Source organism: Intrasporangium zincisolvens, assembly GCF_034724055.1.
Classification (GTDB): Bacteria; Actinomycetota; Actinomycetes; order Actinomycetales; family Dermatophilaceae; genus Monashia; species Monashia zincisolvens.
In genome coordinates, this window is record NZ_JAWIIL010000005.1 from 81,888 (window position 1) to 96,383 (window position 14,496).

Annotated in this window: 14 protein-coding genes; 5 read left to right on the forward strand and 9 right to left on the reverse strand. The window is 73.9% G+C overall.

Annotated elements, in window-relative coordinates:
- Positions 1 to 8: 8 nt before the first annotated feature.
- The 3 genes from RY076_RS14680 to RY076_RS14690 all read right to left on the reverse strand — a co-directional run bounded on the left by RY076_RS14680 (position 9) and on the right by RY076_RS14690 (position 4,786).
- A complete protein-coding gene (locus tag RY076_RS14680; protein WP_323099348.1) occupies positions 9 to 3,113 on the reverse strand; it encodes a SpoIID/LytB domain-containing protein in 3,105 nt (1,034 codons plus the stop codon).
- Between the two features lie 214 nt (positions 3,114 to 3,327).
- The gene (locus RY076_RS14685; RefSeq protein ID WP_323099350.1) at positions 3,328 to 3,984 is read right to left on the reverse strand and encodes a CoA transferase subunit B; all 657 of its coding nucleotides are present in this window, start codon (positions 3,982 to 3,984) and stop codon (positions 3,328 to 3,330) included.
- Between the two features lies 1 nt (position 3,985).
- Entirely contained in the window at positions 3,986 to 4,786 is an 801-nt protein-coding gene (locus tag RY076_RS14690; RefSeq protein ID WP_323099352.1) for a CoA transferase subunit A, read from the reverse strand.
- A gap of 207 nt (positions 4,787 to 4,993) precedes the next feature.
- On the opposite strand from RY076_RS14690, the gene RY076_RS14695 reads away from it, so the two are divergent.
- Entirely contained in the window at positions 4,994 to 5,482 is a 489-nt protein-coding gene (locus RY076_RS14695) for a peptidoglycan-binding domain-containing protein (RefSeq protein WP_323099354.1), read from the forward strand.
- A 14-nt stretch (positions 5,483 to 5,496) separates the two neighbouring features.
- Here RY076_RS14695 and RY076_RS14700 read toward each other — a convergent pair whose 3' ends face one another.
- The 4 genes from RY076_RS14700 to RY076_RS14715 are packed head-to-tail and all read right to left on the reverse strand — an operon-like array spanning position 5,497 to position 8,636.
- Positions 5,497 to 6,237: a TIGR03089 family protein gene (locus RY076_RS14700; RefSeq protein ID WP_323099356.1), complete on the reverse strand. Its 741-nt coding sequence runs from the start codon at positions 6,235 to 6,237 to the stop codon at positions 5,497 to 5,499.
- An 11-nt stretch (positions 6,238 to 6,248) separates the two neighbouring features.
- Positions 6,249 to 7,481, reverse strand: a complete 1,233-nt coding sequence (locus RY076_RS14705) for an LCP family protein (protein ID WP_323099358.1) — start codon at positions 7,479 to 7,481, stop codon at positions 6,249 to 6,251.
- Positions 7,471 to 7,941, reverse strand: a complete 471-nt coding sequence (locus RY076_RS14710) for a DUF2304 domain-containing protein (RefSeq protein WP_323099359.1) — start codon at positions 7,939 to 7,941, stop codon at positions 7,471 to 7,473. The genes RY076_RS14705 and RY076_RS14710 overlap by 11 nt, the downstream gene beginning before the upstream one ends.
- Positions 7,938 to 8,636 carry a glycosyltransferase family 2 protein gene (locus tag RY076_RS14715; protein WP_323099361.1) on the reverse strand — a complete coding sequence of 233 codons (699 nt, stop codon included), beginning with the start codon at positions 8,634 to 8,636 and terminating at the stop codon, positions 7,938 to 7,940. Before RY076_RS14715 ends, RY076_RS14710 begins: the two co-directional genes overlap by 4 nt.
- Positions 8,637 to 8,737: 101 nt before the next feature.
- Here RY076_RS14715 and RY076_RS14720 point away from each other — a divergent pair, with 101 nt between their 5' ends.
- From RY076_RS14720 to yidC, 4 genes are all read left to right on the forward strand, one after another.
- Positions 8,738 to 10,804, forward strand: coding sequence for a glycosyltransferase family 4 protein (locus RY076_RS14720; protein ID WP_323099363.1), 2,067 nt, complete (start codon positions 8,738 to 8,740; stop codon positions 10,802 to 10,804).
- A gap of 72 nt (positions 10,805 to 10,876) precedes the next feature.
- Positions 10,877 to 11,842: a lysylphosphatidylglycerol synthase domain-containing protein gene (locus tag RY076_RS14725; protein WP_323099365.1), complete on the forward strand. Its 966-nt coding sequence runs from the start codon at positions 10,877 to 10,879 to the stop codon at positions 11,840 to 11,842.
- 71 nt (positions 11,843 to 11,913) lie between these two features.
- Positions 11,914 to 12,276, forward strand: a complete 363-nt coding sequence (locus RY076_RS14730) for a hypothetical protein (RefSeq protein ID WP_323099366.1) — start codon at positions 11,914 to 11,916, stop codon at positions 12,274 to 12,276.
- An 83-nt stretch (positions 12,277 to 12,359) separates the two neighbouring features.
- A complete protein-coding gene (gene yidC, locus RY076_RS14735; protein ID WP_323099368.1) occupies positions 12,360 to 13,178 on the forward strand; it encodes a membrane protein insertase YidC in 819 nt (272 codons plus the stop codon).
- A gap of 4 nt (positions 13,179 to 13,182) precedes the next feature.
- On the opposite strand, the gene RY076_RS14740 is transcribed toward yidC, so the two are convergent.
- A complete protein-coding gene (locus tag RY076_RS14740; protein WP_323099369.1) occupies positions 13,183 to 13,623 on the reverse strand; it encodes a nitroreductase family deazaflavin-dependent oxidoreductase in 441 nt (146 codons plus the stop codon).
- Between the two features lie 74 nt (positions 13,624 to 13,697).
- Positions 13,698 to 14,441 (reverse strand): DUF3105 domain-containing protein, encoded by a 744-nt coding sequence (locus RY076_RS14745; RefSeq protein WP_323099371.1) that lies wholly within the window; start codon positions 14,439 to 14,441, stop codon positions 13,698 to 13,700.
- Between the last annotated feature and the right edge of the window lie 55 nt (positions 14,442 to 14,496).

Consider the following 14,496-nt stretch of genomic DNA (forward strand, 5'->3'; position numbering starts at 1 on the left):
TCCGCGCCTCACTGCCCCCACGTCAGCGTCGAGGACGACGCGCCAGCTGACAGCGGCGTCGTGAGCCGGGCCGCCCCGACGACCCGGTAGACGAGCAGCGCGCCGTCGCTCTTGCGTCGGGTCAGCAGGTCGTCGCGGCCGTCGCCGGTGATGTCGCCGATGCCGCGGACCGCGCTCATCGCCGTCCACCCGGAGGCACCGATGAGCCGACCGGGCTTGAACCCGCCCGTGCCGTTGCCGGCGTAGAGGACGAGCGCGCCGTCGCTCGACCGCACGGCGACGAGGTCGCGCTTGCCGTCGCCGTCGTACTCGCCGCTCGTGACCTGGCTCAGGCCGTTCCAGCCGGTGCCGATCGTCGGGCTCGAGGTGATGCGGCCGGTGCCGTTGCCGGTGCGCAGGATGAGGCGCCCGTCGCTCATCCGGGTGGCGAAGTCGGTTAACCCGTCGCCGTTCCAGTCGCCGGTCGGGACGATCATCGTCACCTGGCCCCAGCCGGCCGCGAGCAGCACCCGGCCCGCGTTGAGGTTGCTCGCCCCGAGGCCGCGGTAGAGCCAGGCGTTGCCGGACGGGTCGATGGCCACGACGTCGCCGAGGTTGTCGTTGTCGAAGGGGCCGACGGCGGCGGCGGCGCGCATGCCGGAGAAGCCGCTGCCGACGATCTGCCGGGTCGTGAAGGTCTTCGAGCCGGTGTAGGACAGCGTCTTGAGGGCCGCGCCCGACGGGATGATGACGTCGCCGAGGGCATCGCCCGTGACGTCGCGTGGCGAGTACGCCGCCGAGCGTGGTGCCGCCGAGGACACCGTCCACCACGTGCTGCGCAGGCCGAGGGCGGAGCGGAACGCGTCGCCGCTGACGGTGGCCGAGCCCGCCGAGCCGCTCAGCGTCACCGTGCCGACGCGGCCGCCGAAGGTGCCCGTGCCGCCCCCACCGGTGCGAGGGCCGACGGCGATGCTGCGCAGCGTGCCGATGGCGGGGTAGCGCGACTCGACGGCGGCGGCCGTGAGCGTCGCCTGCCACGTGCTCGGGTTCGACGGGGAGGCGACGGCGCCGTCGTACGGGTCGGCCTTCGCCACGAGGTAGGGCGCGCTGCCGCGCACGGTGCGCCCGCCGTTGGACGACGAGTACTGGGCGAGGGCGGGCTTGCCGCCGTAGCTGACGATCACCCCGACGGTCGCGTTGACCGCGGCGGTGGCCCGGCTGTCCTCGTTGCTCCGGGTCCGCACGCCCTGGGCGGTGTAGTCGGCGACGCCGCGGTAGGCCTGGCACGTCGTGTCGCACGTGTCGTAGGCGCGGCTGCCGGCGCTCGAGCGACCGTAGGCCACGTACGTGCGGGCCGCGACGGACTGGGCGGCGAGCGCCGCAGCCGGCCAGCTGGCCGGCATCTCGTTCGGCACGACGCCGCGCAGGTAGGACTCGGTGAACACGACGTTGACCGGGTAGGCGCGGCCCGACACCGGCACCACGCGCACGGTGCCGCGGAACTCGCGCTGCGTGCCGTTCGCGAGGACGAGGCGCACCGTCCCGGTGGAGGGGCGGCTCAGCGTCAGGGGAGCCGTCGAGCGGGTCCAGCCGTTCACGGCGTTCCAGCGTCCGCTGTGCCAGGCCTGCAGCGAGACGCCGCTGCCCTCGGGCACGACCCGCCAGCGGTAGGCCGTCGACAGGGTCGAGGACCTGCTGCCGTTGGAGACCTGGTTGCCGCTCTGGGTCACCAGCTCGGTGGCGCCGGTGCCGACGCTCTGGAGCAGGACGCGCACCGACGGGTTGCCGTTCGCGGTGCGCGTCGTGCCCGGGTAGTAGAAGGCGAGCGTCTGCTGCCACGTCAGGCCGCGCGTCGCCGCGCCGTAGGCACCCCACTGCGACAAGCCGACGCCGTGGCCGAAGCCGCGCCCGGACAGGTCGAAGGAGCCCGATGCCGGCCGGCTGTACGTCTCCGCCACCGTCTTCGGCTTCTGCACCGACCACTGCCCGGCCCGCCAGATCGAGCCCGCACCGCTGCGGATCGAGGCCACCTGCGGGTAGGCCCTGTCCCCGGGACAGCTGGTGAGGCTGAGGTCGCGGTGGCCGACGACGCGCGTCTTCGTGACCCGCACCCCCGCCTTGTAGCGGGTGCCGCCGGCGGACGTGAGCACGACCGAGGACGACGGGTCGAAGAGCGAGCGGTCACCCTCCCAGGCCGCGACGCGCGTCACGGTCGACTGCGCCGCCGAGCTCATCGGCGTCGACGTGAAGTCGCCGATGACCGAGATGCCGGTGGTCTCGGCGTTGAAGCCGCCGGCCTGGGCGCCCATGACGAAGGCGGCCGTGCTGCCCTTGCGGCCCTCGTAGGCGCGGCCGAACCGGTCGACGAGGATCTGGTAGCCGAGGTCGCACCAGCCGCGGCTCTTGACGTGGAAGGCGTACATCGAGCGCAGCAGGGCCGGCACCTGGTCGGCCGAGTACGTGTTCGAGTTGACGGTGTGGTGCACGACGACGGCCTTGAAGCCGCTGAGGCGCTCGCCGTCGCAGGTGCGGATGCTCTCGTCGGCGCCCCACTGGGCGCGGCTGATGATCGTCGGCCGGGCGACGGCCGCCACGGCGGAGCCGGCCGGCGGGTCGATCGCGGTGTCGGCGGGGGAGTCGCCGCCGTCGACGAGGCTGGCGCGCAGCCCGGGGGGAACCGACCCGTCCGGGGTCGTGACCCGGATGTCGGCGGCGTCGGAGCCTGCTGCCGCCAGCGGCGCGGTGCCGGGCCGGGCGTGCCTCGCGTCGGCCGAGCCGGGGTCGGGCGCGTCGTCCTCCTCGAGGTCGAGGTCGACCCAGCCGCTCCAGCCGGACGCGTCGTGGGTGCGCACCTCGACGCGGGTGCCGGTCGGTGGCGTCCGGTCGAAGGTGACGCCGGCGACGTCGAAGTCGACCCCGTCGACCCGGGTGGCGGCGACGACGGGGTCGCCGACGGTCGGGGCCGCCGTCCGCGCACGGGCCGCAGGCGCCCCCGATCCGGCCACGGCGGGGATGCCGACCTCGCGGACCGTGGGCGCGACCGGACGGGGCTTGGCCCCGGAGGACATCGTCGGTGCGACGACGAAGGTGGCGGCCAGCACGGTCACGGCGACGGTGGTGGGGACAAGGCGCATCGCAGGACTCCTGGGGATGGGACGGCAGACCCATTCAGTCCCAAATGTCCCAATCACCACAGACCGCACGGTTGATCGTTATCGTCCCGTGACCGCCCGACCGTCCTGTTTTGGTAAAGGCCCGCCTGACGACCCGTGGGCCGTGGGACGACGACGGCGCGACACTCGCGAGGGGTGCCGCGCCGTCGGTGGCTCGGGGCCGGCGTCGTCGGGCTCAGCCGTGCGTCGGTGCCGGTCGGAGGTCGACGGTGAGCTCGGGCTCGGTCCTGGCGCGCACCTCGTCCTCGGTGACGCCGGGGGCGAGCTCGCGCAGGACGAGCCCGGACTCGGTGACGTCGAGGACGGCGAGGTCGGTGATGATCCGCTGGACGACGCCGCGGCCGGTGTAGGGCAGCGAGCAGTCCTTGACGATCTTGTACGAGCCGTCCTTGGCGTTGTGCTCCATGAGGACGATGACCTTCTTGGCGCCGTGCACCAGGTCCATCGCGCCGCCCATGCCCTTGACCATCTTGCCGGGGATCATCCAGTTGGCGATGTCGCCGCCCTCGGACACCTGCATGGCGCCGAGGATCGCGGCGTCGACCTTGCCGCCGCGGATCATCCCGAAGCTCGTCGCCGAGTCGAAGAAGGCCGCGCCCTTGCGCAGGGTGACGGTCTCCTTGCCGGCGTTGATGAGGTCGGCGTCCTCCTCGCCGTCGAACGGGTAGGCGCCGACGCCGAGGATGCCGTTCTCGGACTGCAGCACGATCTCGACGTCGTCGGGCACGTAGTTGGGCACGAGCGTCGGCAGGCCGATGCCGAGGTTGACGTAGGCGCCGTCGGACAGCTCGGCCGCAGCGCGCGCGGCCATCTGCTCACGGGTCAGTGCCATCTCAGGCCTCCTGGTCGGTCGGGGCGGCGTCGGGGCGGGGGCGGACGGTGCGGCGCTCGATGCGCTTCTCGGCGGCCTGCTCGGCCGTGAGCGGCAGGACCCGCTGGACGAAGATCCCGGGCAGGTGGATCTGGTCGGGGTCGAGCTCGCCGGGCTCGACGAGCTCCTCGACCTCGGCCACCGTGACGCGTCCGGCCATGGCGCACAGCGGGTTGAAGTTGCGCGCCGACTCGTTGAAGACGAGATTGCCGTGCCGGTCACCCTTGGCGGCCCGCACGAGCCCGAAGTCGGTCGTGATGGCCTGCTCGAGAACGAAGGTCTTCGTCTCGCCCATCCACTCGAACTCCTGGGTCTGCTTCGGCGGCGACGCGAGCGCCACGGCACCGGCGTCGTCGTAGCGCCAGGGGAGCCCGCCGTCGGCGATCTGCGTGCCGACGCCGGTCATCGTGAAGAAGGCGGCGATCCCGGAGCCGCCGGCGCGAAGGCGCTCGGCGAGGGTGCCCTGGGGCGTCAGCTCGACCTCGAGCTCGCCGGACAGGTACTGCCGCTCGAACTCCTTGTTCTCGCCGACGTACGAGCTGACCATCCGGCGGATGCGCTTGTCGCGCAGCAGGATGCCGAGGCCCCAGTCGTCGACGCCGCAGTTGTTCGAGACCGCTTCGAGGTCGGTGAGGCCGGCGTCGTGGATGGCAGCGATGAGCACGGAGGGGATGCCGCAGAGGCCGAAACCGCCGACGGACAGCGACATGCCGTCGCTGATCCCGGCGATGGCCTCCTGGGGGGTGGAGACGACTTTGTCCATGGCCGGACTCTATCCGCGCCCCGGGCCGGTACGGCCGTGGGGTCGACCCACACGGTGGCCCGTCCGGGTGGGGCCGGCACACGTGCGTCCGTCCCGCCGTCCGTACGTCGCGCGAGCGGAATTCCAGACCTGTAATTCGCCCGAACCGGTTGTGAAGGGTGTGACCCAAGTGAATGAATGGTGCTGACGAGACCCAGGAGGACGACCATGACGACCCATGCCGCTGCGCCCAGGCCCCACGCCGGTGTCGCCCGCGTCGAGGTCGGCACGGCCTACACGGCCTACAAGGACCTGACACTCGGGCTCGGCTCGCGAGGTGCGGTCGTGCGGGTGCTCCAGCGGGCGCTGGGCGGCGTACCCGTCGACGGCGTCTTCGGGCCGGTGACCCGCGACCGCGTCACCGCCCTGCAGCGCTCGCACGCCCTCGAGCAGACCGGCGTCGTGACCCCGGAGCTGTGGGACGTCCTCGAGGCCCGCGACTTCCCCTTCGTCGGCAGCCGGTCGACGGTGCTGCGCATCGGTGACCAGGGCCCGCAGGTCATCGCGGTCCAGCGCCTCCTCGGCGTGCCGGCCAGCGGCGTCTTCGACCTCGCCACGCGTGAGGCGGTCAAGGCCGCCCAGGCGCGGGCCGGGCTGGCCAGCACCGGCGTCGTCGCCTCCCGCACGTGGACGCTGTTCGACCGGCTCTCGGCCTGACCCCGGCAGGACCCTCAGGCACCGGCCTCGACGGTGACGCCCTCTGACGCGTGCCGCCCCGGTGCGCCGGCGCCCACGGGCCCGCGCTCGAGCACGACCGAGCCGTCGGCGGCCCACGCGGCGAGGCAGCCTCGCAGGACGTCCTCGGGAGACCCGCGCAGCGCCACGCGGGGCTGCGCGCCCCACGCGTCGTCGGCCACGACCACCTCGCCGTACGTGAGCGAGCCCGACACCGTCGCGAGCGCGACGTCGGAGGGCTCGGGGTCGGCCAGCGGCACGAAGACGTCTCCGTGCGTGGACAGCTCGCGCGCCTCGTCGACGGCGGCCGGCGCGTCGGCGGCCTGCGGGTGGCTGCGGGCCAGCGCTGGCAGCGACACGAGCACGGCGTCGCCTCCGTGGGCCGCGGCGGCCTCGGGGGAGGCAGTGACGAGCACGTCGGCACCCGTCGCGGCCTCGCCGACGACGACCTCGGCCCCGACCGACCACGCCGCGAGCGCCCAGTAGACGGCCCGCCAGTGCGCCGGCAGGTCGAGTCCCACCGTCGTGCCCGGCTCGGCGGAGAGGTCGTCCTGCAGGAGGTTGGCGGCCTTGGCGACCCAGTTGGTCAGCACCCGCGCCGACAGCTCGATGCGCTCACCCGCGGTCGGTCCCGGCTCGTCGTCGTACCAGGTCAGGCGCGGGCGCGTCGCGTCGGCCGCGAAGAGCCGGGCGAGCACCTCGGCGGGCAGCAGCGGGGCAGCGGTGTGGGTCGTCATGTGCAGCGGCCTCAGCTGTTCTTGGCGCCCTCGACCGTGGTGCCCGGCGGGGGCTCGGTCAGGGGGTCGTCGTCCTTGAGCGCCTTGAACAGCGCCTTGGCCTTCTGGGTGTCCCACTTGACCGCGAGCGAGCCACCCGGCGTGCGGTAGGCGAGGTCGGAGGTCGGGACGCTGAGCGACAGCCCCTGGTCGGCGCTGACCGCACGCATCGCCTGGAGCACGCGGTAGGCGTCCATGAGGCCGGTCTGCTCGCCGACGGCCAGGCCCGCGGCCGAGGCGTCGGCCGTCTGCTTGTACCGCCACGGGATGAGCACGGTGGCCGGGGTGGCGGCCTTCTTCATGAGGGCGCCGAGGAACTGGCGCTGTCGGGCCGCGCGGCCGATGTCGCCCATCGGGTCCTCGTACCGGGACCGGACGTAGCCGAGGGCGTTGCCGCCGTCGAGGTTCTGGCAGCCCTTCTTGAGGTCGATGCCGGCCTTCTTGTCCTTCATGTCGCGCGGGACGCAGAGCGTGACCCCGTCGACGGCGTCGACGAGGTTGGCGAAGCCGCCGAACCCGATCTCGAGGTAGCCGTCGACGTGCACGCCGGTGACGTTCTCGACCGTCTCCGTGAGCAGCTTGGGCCCGCCGATGGCGAAGGCGGCGTTGATCTTGTTCGAGCCGTGGCCGGGGATCGGCACGTAGGAGTCGCGCGGCAGCGACACCATGACCGGCTTGCCGCCGCTGTCGGAGACGTGCACGAGCATGATCGTGTCGGTGCGCTGGCCCTCGGCGTTGCCGGTGGCGTACTTCTTCTTCTGCGCCTTGGTCAGCCCGGCGCGGCTGTCGGAGCCGACGAGGAGGTAGTTGTAGCCCGAGGTGTCGACGGGGCGCTCGCCCGACGGGATGTTGTCGACGCGGGCGACGTTGTTCCACGCCTGCACCGGCACCCACACCAGGAAGGCGACCCAGGCCAGCACGAGCAGGCCGACGACGAGCAGCACCACGCGGCCCTTGCGCACCCGGCGACCGGGCTCCCGGGGGGCCGGCTCGCGCGGTGCCGCGGGCGCGGTCGGGGCGGGGCGCCGCCCGCGGGTGTCGACGACGTAGTCGGCATCGCGCGTGTCGTGCGGGTCGGGTGCGCCCGGGGCGCCGGCGGACGCGCTCGGCAGCGCACCGCCGTCGGGTCGCTTGACGCGGCGTCGCGTGTCGACGACGTAGGCGTCGTCGTCGCGCGGACGCCGACGGCTGGGATCAGTCGGCATCGGGTGCTCTCGTGCTCGGGGACGGGGGCGAGACCGACAGTGTCGCAGGGTTTGCCGTGGGCGCACCCTCGGCGGCGTCGGCGGGCGGGTCCACCGGCAGGCCGGTGACCGACGCGGCGTGGGCGGCTGCGGGCCGCGCCTCGTCGAGCGCGATCCGGCGGGCCAGACGCGTGTAGCGGGTCTCCATCGCGCGGAACCGCTTGAAGGTCGTGACGACGAACCCGAGGAAGGCGATGACGAGGCAGTAGAACACGAGGTCGGCGCCGCGGCCGATGCCGAAGAACTTGGCGACGTCGGTCAGCGTGCCCGGCCGCAGGATGCTGCCGACGGCGAGGAGCAGGAAGGCGAGCAGCCCGATGCGGCGCATCGCCTGCGTGCGCTGTCCGGAGCCGGCGAGCAGGCGCCACGCCACCGTGACGACGCCCACGATGAGCAGGACCTGGAAGAGCAGCTGTTTCATCGCCAGATCAGCTCCGCCAGGATGTTGACCGCGTTCCACAGCGACTGGCCCTTGGCCCGGCTGTAGTCGGTGTAGAGGATGTGCACGGGCTCCTCCGCGTACTCGACCCGCCGGCCCTCGAAGCGCATCGACCCGATCTGGGCCACCATCTCGCTCGCGTGCGCCATCCGGTTCTGGGTGATGTCGAGGCGCTCCACGACGTCACGGTGCAGGACGCGCAGCCCGTTGTGGGCATCGGTGAGCCGGGTGCCGGTCGTGAGGTTGGTGTAGGCGACGGCCGCGCGCAGGACCAGACGCTTCATCGCCGAGGCCTCCGTGCGCTCGTCGAGGAAGCGGGAGCCGAACACGACGCGCACGGGATCGCCGTCCGTCTCGCCGCGGGCCCGGGCGAGCATGACCTCGACGTCGTGCACCTGGTGCTGACCGTCGGCGTCGTACGTGACGACGTAGCGCATCGCCGGGTCGGCGAGCGCGTAGTCGAAGCCGGTCTGCAGGGCGGCGCCCTGGCCGAGGTTGACCGGGTGGCGCACCACCGCGGCCCCCGCCTGCTCGGCGAGGTCGGCGGAGCGGTCGTGGGAGCCGTCGTCGACGCAGACGACCTTCGGGAAGGTGAGCCGCGCCTCGCGCACGACGTCGCCGATGACCGTGGCCTCGTCGTAGAGCGGCACCACCAGCCACACGTCCTCGTTCTGCACAGGCCCAGCGTAGAGCGGGCGGGCGGGTGCTCCGACACGCGCGGCCCCGGCGTCCGCGCGGCGCGTTGCCGCACCCACCCCGAGGGCGAGAGTCTGGCCGCATGACGGATGCCCTCTCAGGCAGCATGCGCGTCGAGGCCACCGGGCCGGGCGCGGGATCGGCCGCGCTGCGGATCGCCGTCGTCGGGCCGACGCACCCGCACAAGGGCGGCGTCGCCGCGCACACGACGATGCTCGCGCACCACCTGACCGACGCCGGCCACGACGTGACGCTCGTGTCGTGGTCACACCTCTACCCCTCGCGGCTGCGTCGGGCCGAGGGCACGGTGCCGGCCGGGGTGCCCGAGGTGCCGCCGTACCCGCGCACGGTGCGCGCGCTCAGCTGGGCGCGGCCCGACACGTGGGTGCGCGTCGGCCGCCGGCTGCGCGACATGGACGCCGTCCTCGTCGTCCACGTCATGCCGCCCGTCGTGCCGGCGCACCTGGCCCTGCTGCGCGCGGCCGGCGCCGTGCCGGGACTGCCGGGGCCGCGCCCGCAGTCGGTCGTCGTGTGCCACAACGTCCTGCCCCACGAGTCGCACCCGGGCGACGCCGCCCTCATGTCGCTGCTCTTCTCCCGCGTCGACTCGACGCTCGTGCACAGCACCGAGCAGGCGCGCGTCGCCCACGAGCTCGGGGCCCGACGCGTGTCGGTGGCCGACCTGCCCCCGCACCTGCCCGGCGGTGACCCGATCAGCCGGGACGCGCGCCCCGGCCCGACCCGGCTGCTCGCCCTCGGGCTCATCCGCGAGTACAAGGGCATCGACGTGCTCCTGCGTGCGATGCGCTCGGTGCCGGACGTCACCCTGACCATCGCCGGCGAGATCTGGGGGGCCAACCGCGGCGTCATCGGCCGGCTCGCCTCCGACCCGGCGCTCGCCGGCCGCGTCGAGATCCGCGACGGCTACGTGCCCGCCGACGCGCTCGCCTCCCTCCTCGCCGACCACGACGTGCTCGCGCTGCCCTACCGCTCGGCGACGGCGTCGCAGAACGTCGTCCTGGGCCACGCGCACGGGCTGCCGGTGCTCGCCTCCGACATCGCACCCTTCTCCCAGCAGGTCGACGACGGGGTCAACGGGCTGCTCGTGCCGCCGGAGGACGAGCGGGCGCTCGCCGGTGCACTGAGGAGGCTCGGCGACCCGGAGGTGCGGCGCCGCCTCGCCGACGGTGTCAAGACGCCCGACCTGTCGGCACCGTGGGCTCACTACCTCGGCACCGTGGAGGCCCTGTCCGTCGACGAGTCCGTCTCTGCGGCAGGCATGTTCGACGACGCGTGGGCGAGCGACGACGACCAGGGGGACGACCGGACCGACGACGCCTCGGAGGCGTCGCCGGACGAGGTCCCACCGATCACCTCGGGGCCGGGGGAGCGGGTCGTGCGTGCGGCGTCGGGCCTCGCCGCCTCCGGCGTCCAGCACGCCACCGACCTCGCCGACGCGGCCCGTCGATCGGTCGGTCGGGTGCTCGGGGGGCGTCGCGACCCGGTGCGCCTCGCGGCCACCGACCTGCCCGACTGGGTGCTGTCGACCGACGTCCTGGGCGACCCCGGCGAGGCCGTGGACGCGCGCGGCCTGGCCCGCGACCTCGGCCTGCCGTGGTCGCGCGATGCGGTGTCGGCCTGGGCGGCGCTCGGCACGCTCGCCGCCATCCTGCGGGTCCGCGACGACGGGCGCCGCAGCGCGGTCGTCGTCGACGAGACCGGCAGCCGGTCGCTGCTGTCGCGGTGGGCCCGCGCGGTGGGGTTCGCGCCCGTCGAGATCGACTTCACCGGCAGCCAGCCCAGCGTCGCCGCGCTCGACGTCGACACCGGCTCCCTCGACGTCATCGTGCGGATCCACCCGCGCGGGTGCGACGCCGACGACGTCGACCACGTGCTCGAGCAGGCCTCGTGGGCGCTGCGTTCGGGCGGTCTGCTCGTCGTCACGGTGCCGCTCGGCCCGGCCGGCGTCGAGGGGACGGTCGGGCCGGCCGACGTCCGGGGCGTCATCGCCCGGGCCCACGACCTCGGCTTCGTCCTCGTCGGCGACCTCGACGGCGACGTCACCGCGCGGATGCGTGAGGCCGCGGCGCGGGCCCGGTCCGCCGACGCGGCCTACGGCCTGGTCCGGCTCACCCTGCGCCGCCGGTGAGACGCCGGTGGACGTCGGCTGGGAGCGCGATGTGCACGGGCATGCAGGTTCCGCTGCGATGATGGCCCGGACATGACCCGCAAGAAGCTCCTCACCGTCCTGCGCGTGACCATCGCCGTGGTCACCCTCGCCGCCGTCGTCTACGCCGTCGCCCGCAACTGGTCCGACGTGTCCGTGCACCTCGACAAGATCTCCCTCCCGACGTTCGCGTGGTCCACGCTGGCCGCCGCGATCGGCACCTGGCTGACCATGCTCGGCTGGCGCACCCTCCTGCGCGACCTCGGCTCCGACCTGCACCTGGCGCCGGCCTCGGGCGTGTACTTCGTCGGCCAGCTCGGCAAGTACCTGCCCGGGTCGCTGTGGTCGGTGCTCGTGCAGGCCGACATCGCCGCGAACCTCAAGGTCCCGCGTCGGCGCACCGCCGTCACCGGGCTGCTCGCGCTCGGCTTCGCCCTGCTCACCGGGTTCCTCGTGGGGCTGCCGGCGGCGTCCTTCCTGCTCAGCGGCTCGTCCGAGGGCTTCGACTGGTGGCTGCTGCTCGCGCTGCCCCTGCTCGTCGTCCTCTGCGTGCCGCGGCTGCTCAACGCCCTCATCGCGTTCGGGCTGCGGCTGCTGCGCCGCCCGCCGCTCGAGCACGACCTGTCGACGGGTGCGGTGCTGCGCGCCGTGGCGACCTTCATCGGCGTCTGGCTCTTCTTCGGCGTCCACACGCTGCTGCTGGCCCGCGCGGTGGCCGACGGCGCCGGGCACGACAACCTCACGGTGGCGGCGGTCACCGGCTACGCCCTGTCGGTGTCGCTCGGCATGCTGACCATCGTGCTGCCGGCCGGGCTCGGCGCCCGTGAGGGCCTGCTGACCCTCATCCTCGCCACGGCCATGCCGACACCGGCGGCCGCCGCGGTCGCCATCATGTCGCGCTTCATCGTCACCATCGTCGATGTCCTCGTCGCCGCCGGTGGCTGGCTCTACGCCAGGTCCCACCACCTCGTCAGCGAACGGCGCGATGCCGTGGCGGACGAGGAGGACCTCACCGTCTGAGGCGGTCGGGAACTCTCCGGCCGGCCCGGGCGTCTTCCGGGAAGGACCACGACCCGACCGGAGGAGGGGACATGCCCGGCAACGACCGGCACGACCGGCACGACCGGCCCACCCGCGCCTCCCGCGCGTCGGCCGGCGGTGCGTTCCTCGCCGCGCTGGCGCTGTCGGTCGCGCTGGCTGCCTGGTTCGTCGTCCTCGCGGGTCCCGGGCTGCACCCGGCCCAGGCGGTCGCCCTCGGAGTGGCCGCCACGGCGACGGCCGCGACCCTGCTCGCGCTCGCGGTGGCCGTCACCCGACCGGCCGCCGCGTCGTCGCCCGTGCGTCGGGCCCGACCCGGCACGCCGGCCGAGCGGGTCGAGGCGCCGTCACCGTTCTGGTGCGCCGTCGAGGTCTCCCGTCGGCCGAGCCGGCCGCGGGCTCCGGGCGGTCGCTGACCCGACGCGCCGCACCCGCGCGCGTCGGTCCAGCCGACCCGACCCGTCCACCGGTCCGACCCGGACCGGGAAGGAGCCCTGCCGTGCCCGACCTGCTCTCACCCGTCGTCTCCGCCGTCGCCGCCGTCCTCACGTCGGCCCACTCCGCCGCGTCCGCGCTCGGCCTGGCCCCGGGCTCGCCCGGCGCCTGGCTCGTGGCCGTCGGCCTGCTCGTCGTCGCCGTGCGCACGGCCCTGCTGCCGCTCACCGTCCACGGGGTGCGCGCCGCGCACGCGCGTGCCCGGGCCACCCCGGCCCTGCGCGAGCTGCGCCGCCGCTACGCGGGCACCCGCGACCTCGACCGGCTGCGGGTCATGCGGGAGGAGCAGCGGAGCATCCACGCCGAGCACGGCGTCTCGTCCTGGTCGCTGGCCCCGGCCCTGCTGCAGCTGCCGCTCGTCTACGCCCTCTACCGCGTCGTCGCCGACCTCGCGAACGGCCACGCCGTCGGCGCGCTCGACGCGGGGCTCGTCGCGTCCGCGTCGGCGGCGTCCGTCTACGGGCTGCACCTGACGACGCGGCTCGTGCCGGCCCTCGGGTCCGGCGCACCCGGGCTCGTCCTCGTCGGTCTCGCGGTCCTCGCGGCGGCGCTCAGCCTCGCGACGCAGCGCTGGTTCACCCTGCCGAACACCGACCTCACCGACGCGCCCGACGCCGTGGCAGGCGTCCAGCGGCTCGTGCCGTGGCTCGGCGCGGTCGGGGTGCTCGCGGCGGCGGCGTTCGTGCCGGCCGGTGTGCTGCTCTACTGGGTGCTGACGAACGCGTGGACGTTCGCCCAGCAGGGCCTCGTGGCCCGGTTCTGGCCGACGCCGGGCACGCCGGCGGCCGCCCGGCGCGCGGTGCGGCTCGCCGCCCGCGCGTGAGGGCTCAGGCGGCGCGCGGCTCGAGCACGAAGACCGGGATGAGCCGGTCGGTCTTCGTCTGGTACTCCGCGTACGGCGGGTAGGCGGCCACGCAGCGCGCCCACCACTGCTCGCGCTCGTCGCCGGACAGCTCCCGGGCCCGCACCGGCCACGTCTCGGTGCCGGCCTGAAGGTCGATGTCCGGGTGCTTCTGCAGGTTGCGGTACCACTTGGGGTGCTCCGTCGCACCGCCCTTGCTGGCTACCGCGGCGAAGACGCCGTCGTGCTCGACGCGCATGAGGGGGACCTTGCGCACCTTGCCGCTCTTCGCACCGCGCATCGTCAGCATCACGACGGGCAGGTTCATGATGTGTACGGAGTCGGTGGTGCCGGTGCGCTCGATCTCCTCGACCTGCTTGCGCACCCAGTCGCTGGGGCTCGGGACGTACTCGCCGCTCATCGCCATGTCCCGCACACTAACCCGGCCCGACGCGTCGGAACGCGTCGGGCCGGGTCGGTGAGACGGTGGGGGCGGACGCGTCAGGCGGCGCCGGGCTCGGGTGCCGAGCTCCAGGGGTGCTGCTTGACGAAGGTCTCGACGACGCTCGTGCTGAGCCCGCCGCACAGCTGGCGATGGCCCATCTGGCTCTTGACCTGCCCGGTGGACTGGTCGACGTCGGCCGACCAGTGCGACAGCGCGTACTTCTTGCCGGCCGGGAAGGCGCCGCGCTTGGTGTCCCACGGCACGACGAGGAACTTGTTCGCCGACTCCTTCATGGCGTTGATCTTCGTCGCGAGCGCCTCGAAGCTGGCCGCCTGCGTCTTCTCGACCGAGGGGTCGTACCAGAGGATCGTGTAGCCGTGCTCGAGGTTGTGCACGAGCGTCTCGACGACCGGCACGTCGGCAGTGGTGTACACGCGGCGCTTGTCGACGACCGGCGCGGCGAGGTGCTTGCCGCTCGAGGGCGGGATCGTCGAGTAGTCGACGTGGGTGACGCTGGGCTGGTTGGTGCCCGGGCCGATGTGCTCGCTGGAGCCCGTGGCGGGGTCGTTGGTGACGGGGTCGCACTGTGCGGAGGCGACGTCGCCGGAGATGGCGTCGAGTGCGGCGTTCTTCTTGCTCTGCTCACCGACGACCGCCCACGTCACGGCCGCGCCGATGATCGCGATGACGGCGACGCACGCGCCGACGAGGACGAGGAGTCGGCGGCGTTCGGACCGCTTCTGGGCCGCCTGCATGGCGGCGACGCGTTCGCGGCGGTCTCGGCTCGTCTCGCGGGCCATCGGTCCTCTTCCTGTGGGCCGGCGGCCGGTCGGCGGCCGCCGGGGGCTTCGGCAG

Coding starts and splice junctions, on each gene's coding strand:
- RY076_RS14680 (WP_323099348.1), bottom strand. CDS start 3,113: ATGCGCCTTGTCCCCACCACCGTCGCCGTGACCGTGCTGGCCGCCACC.
- RY076_RS14685 (WP_323099350.1), bottom strand. CDS start 3,984: ATGGCACTGACCCGTGAGCAGATGGCCGCGCGCGCTGCGGCCGAGCTG.
- RY076_RS14690 (WP_323099352.1), bottom strand. CDS start 4,786: ATGGACAAAGTCGTCTCCACCCCCCAGGAGGCCATCGCCGGGATCAGC.
- RY076_RS14695 (WP_323099354.1), top strand. CDS start 4,994: ATGACGACCCATGCCGCTGCGCCCAGGCCCCACGCCGGTGTCGCCCGC.
- RY076_RS14700 (WP_323099356.1), bottom strand. CDS start 6,237: ATGACGACCCACACCGCTGCCCCGCTGCTGCCCGCCGAGGTGCTCGCC.
- RY076_RS14705 (WP_323099358.1), bottom strand. CDS start 7,481: ATGCCGACTGATCCCAGCCGTCGGCGTCCGCGCGACGACGACGCCTAC.
- RY076_RS14710 (WP_323099359.1), bottom strand. CDS start 7,941: ATGAAACAGCTGCTCTTCCAGGTCCTGCTCATCGTGGGCGTCGTCACG.
- RY076_RS14720 (WP_323099363.1), top strand. CDS start 8,738: ATGACGGATGCCCTCTCAGGCAGCATGCGCGTCGAGGCCACCGGGCCG.
- RY076_RS14725 (WP_323099365.1), top strand. CDS start 10,877: ATGACCCGCAAGAAGCTCCTCACCGTCCTGCGCGTGACCATCGCCGTG.
- RY076_RS14730 (WP_323099366.1), top strand. CDS start 11,914: ATGCCCGGCAACGACCGGCACGACCGGCACGACCGGCCCACCCGCGCC.
- RY076_RS14740 (WP_323099369.1), bottom strand. CDS start 13,623: ATGGCGATGAGCGGCGAGTACGTCCCGAGCCCCAGCGACTGGGTGCGC.
- RY076_RS14745 (WP_323099371.1), bottom strand. CDS start 14,441: ATGGCCCGCGAGACGAGCCGAGACCGCCGCGAACGCGTCGCCGCCATG.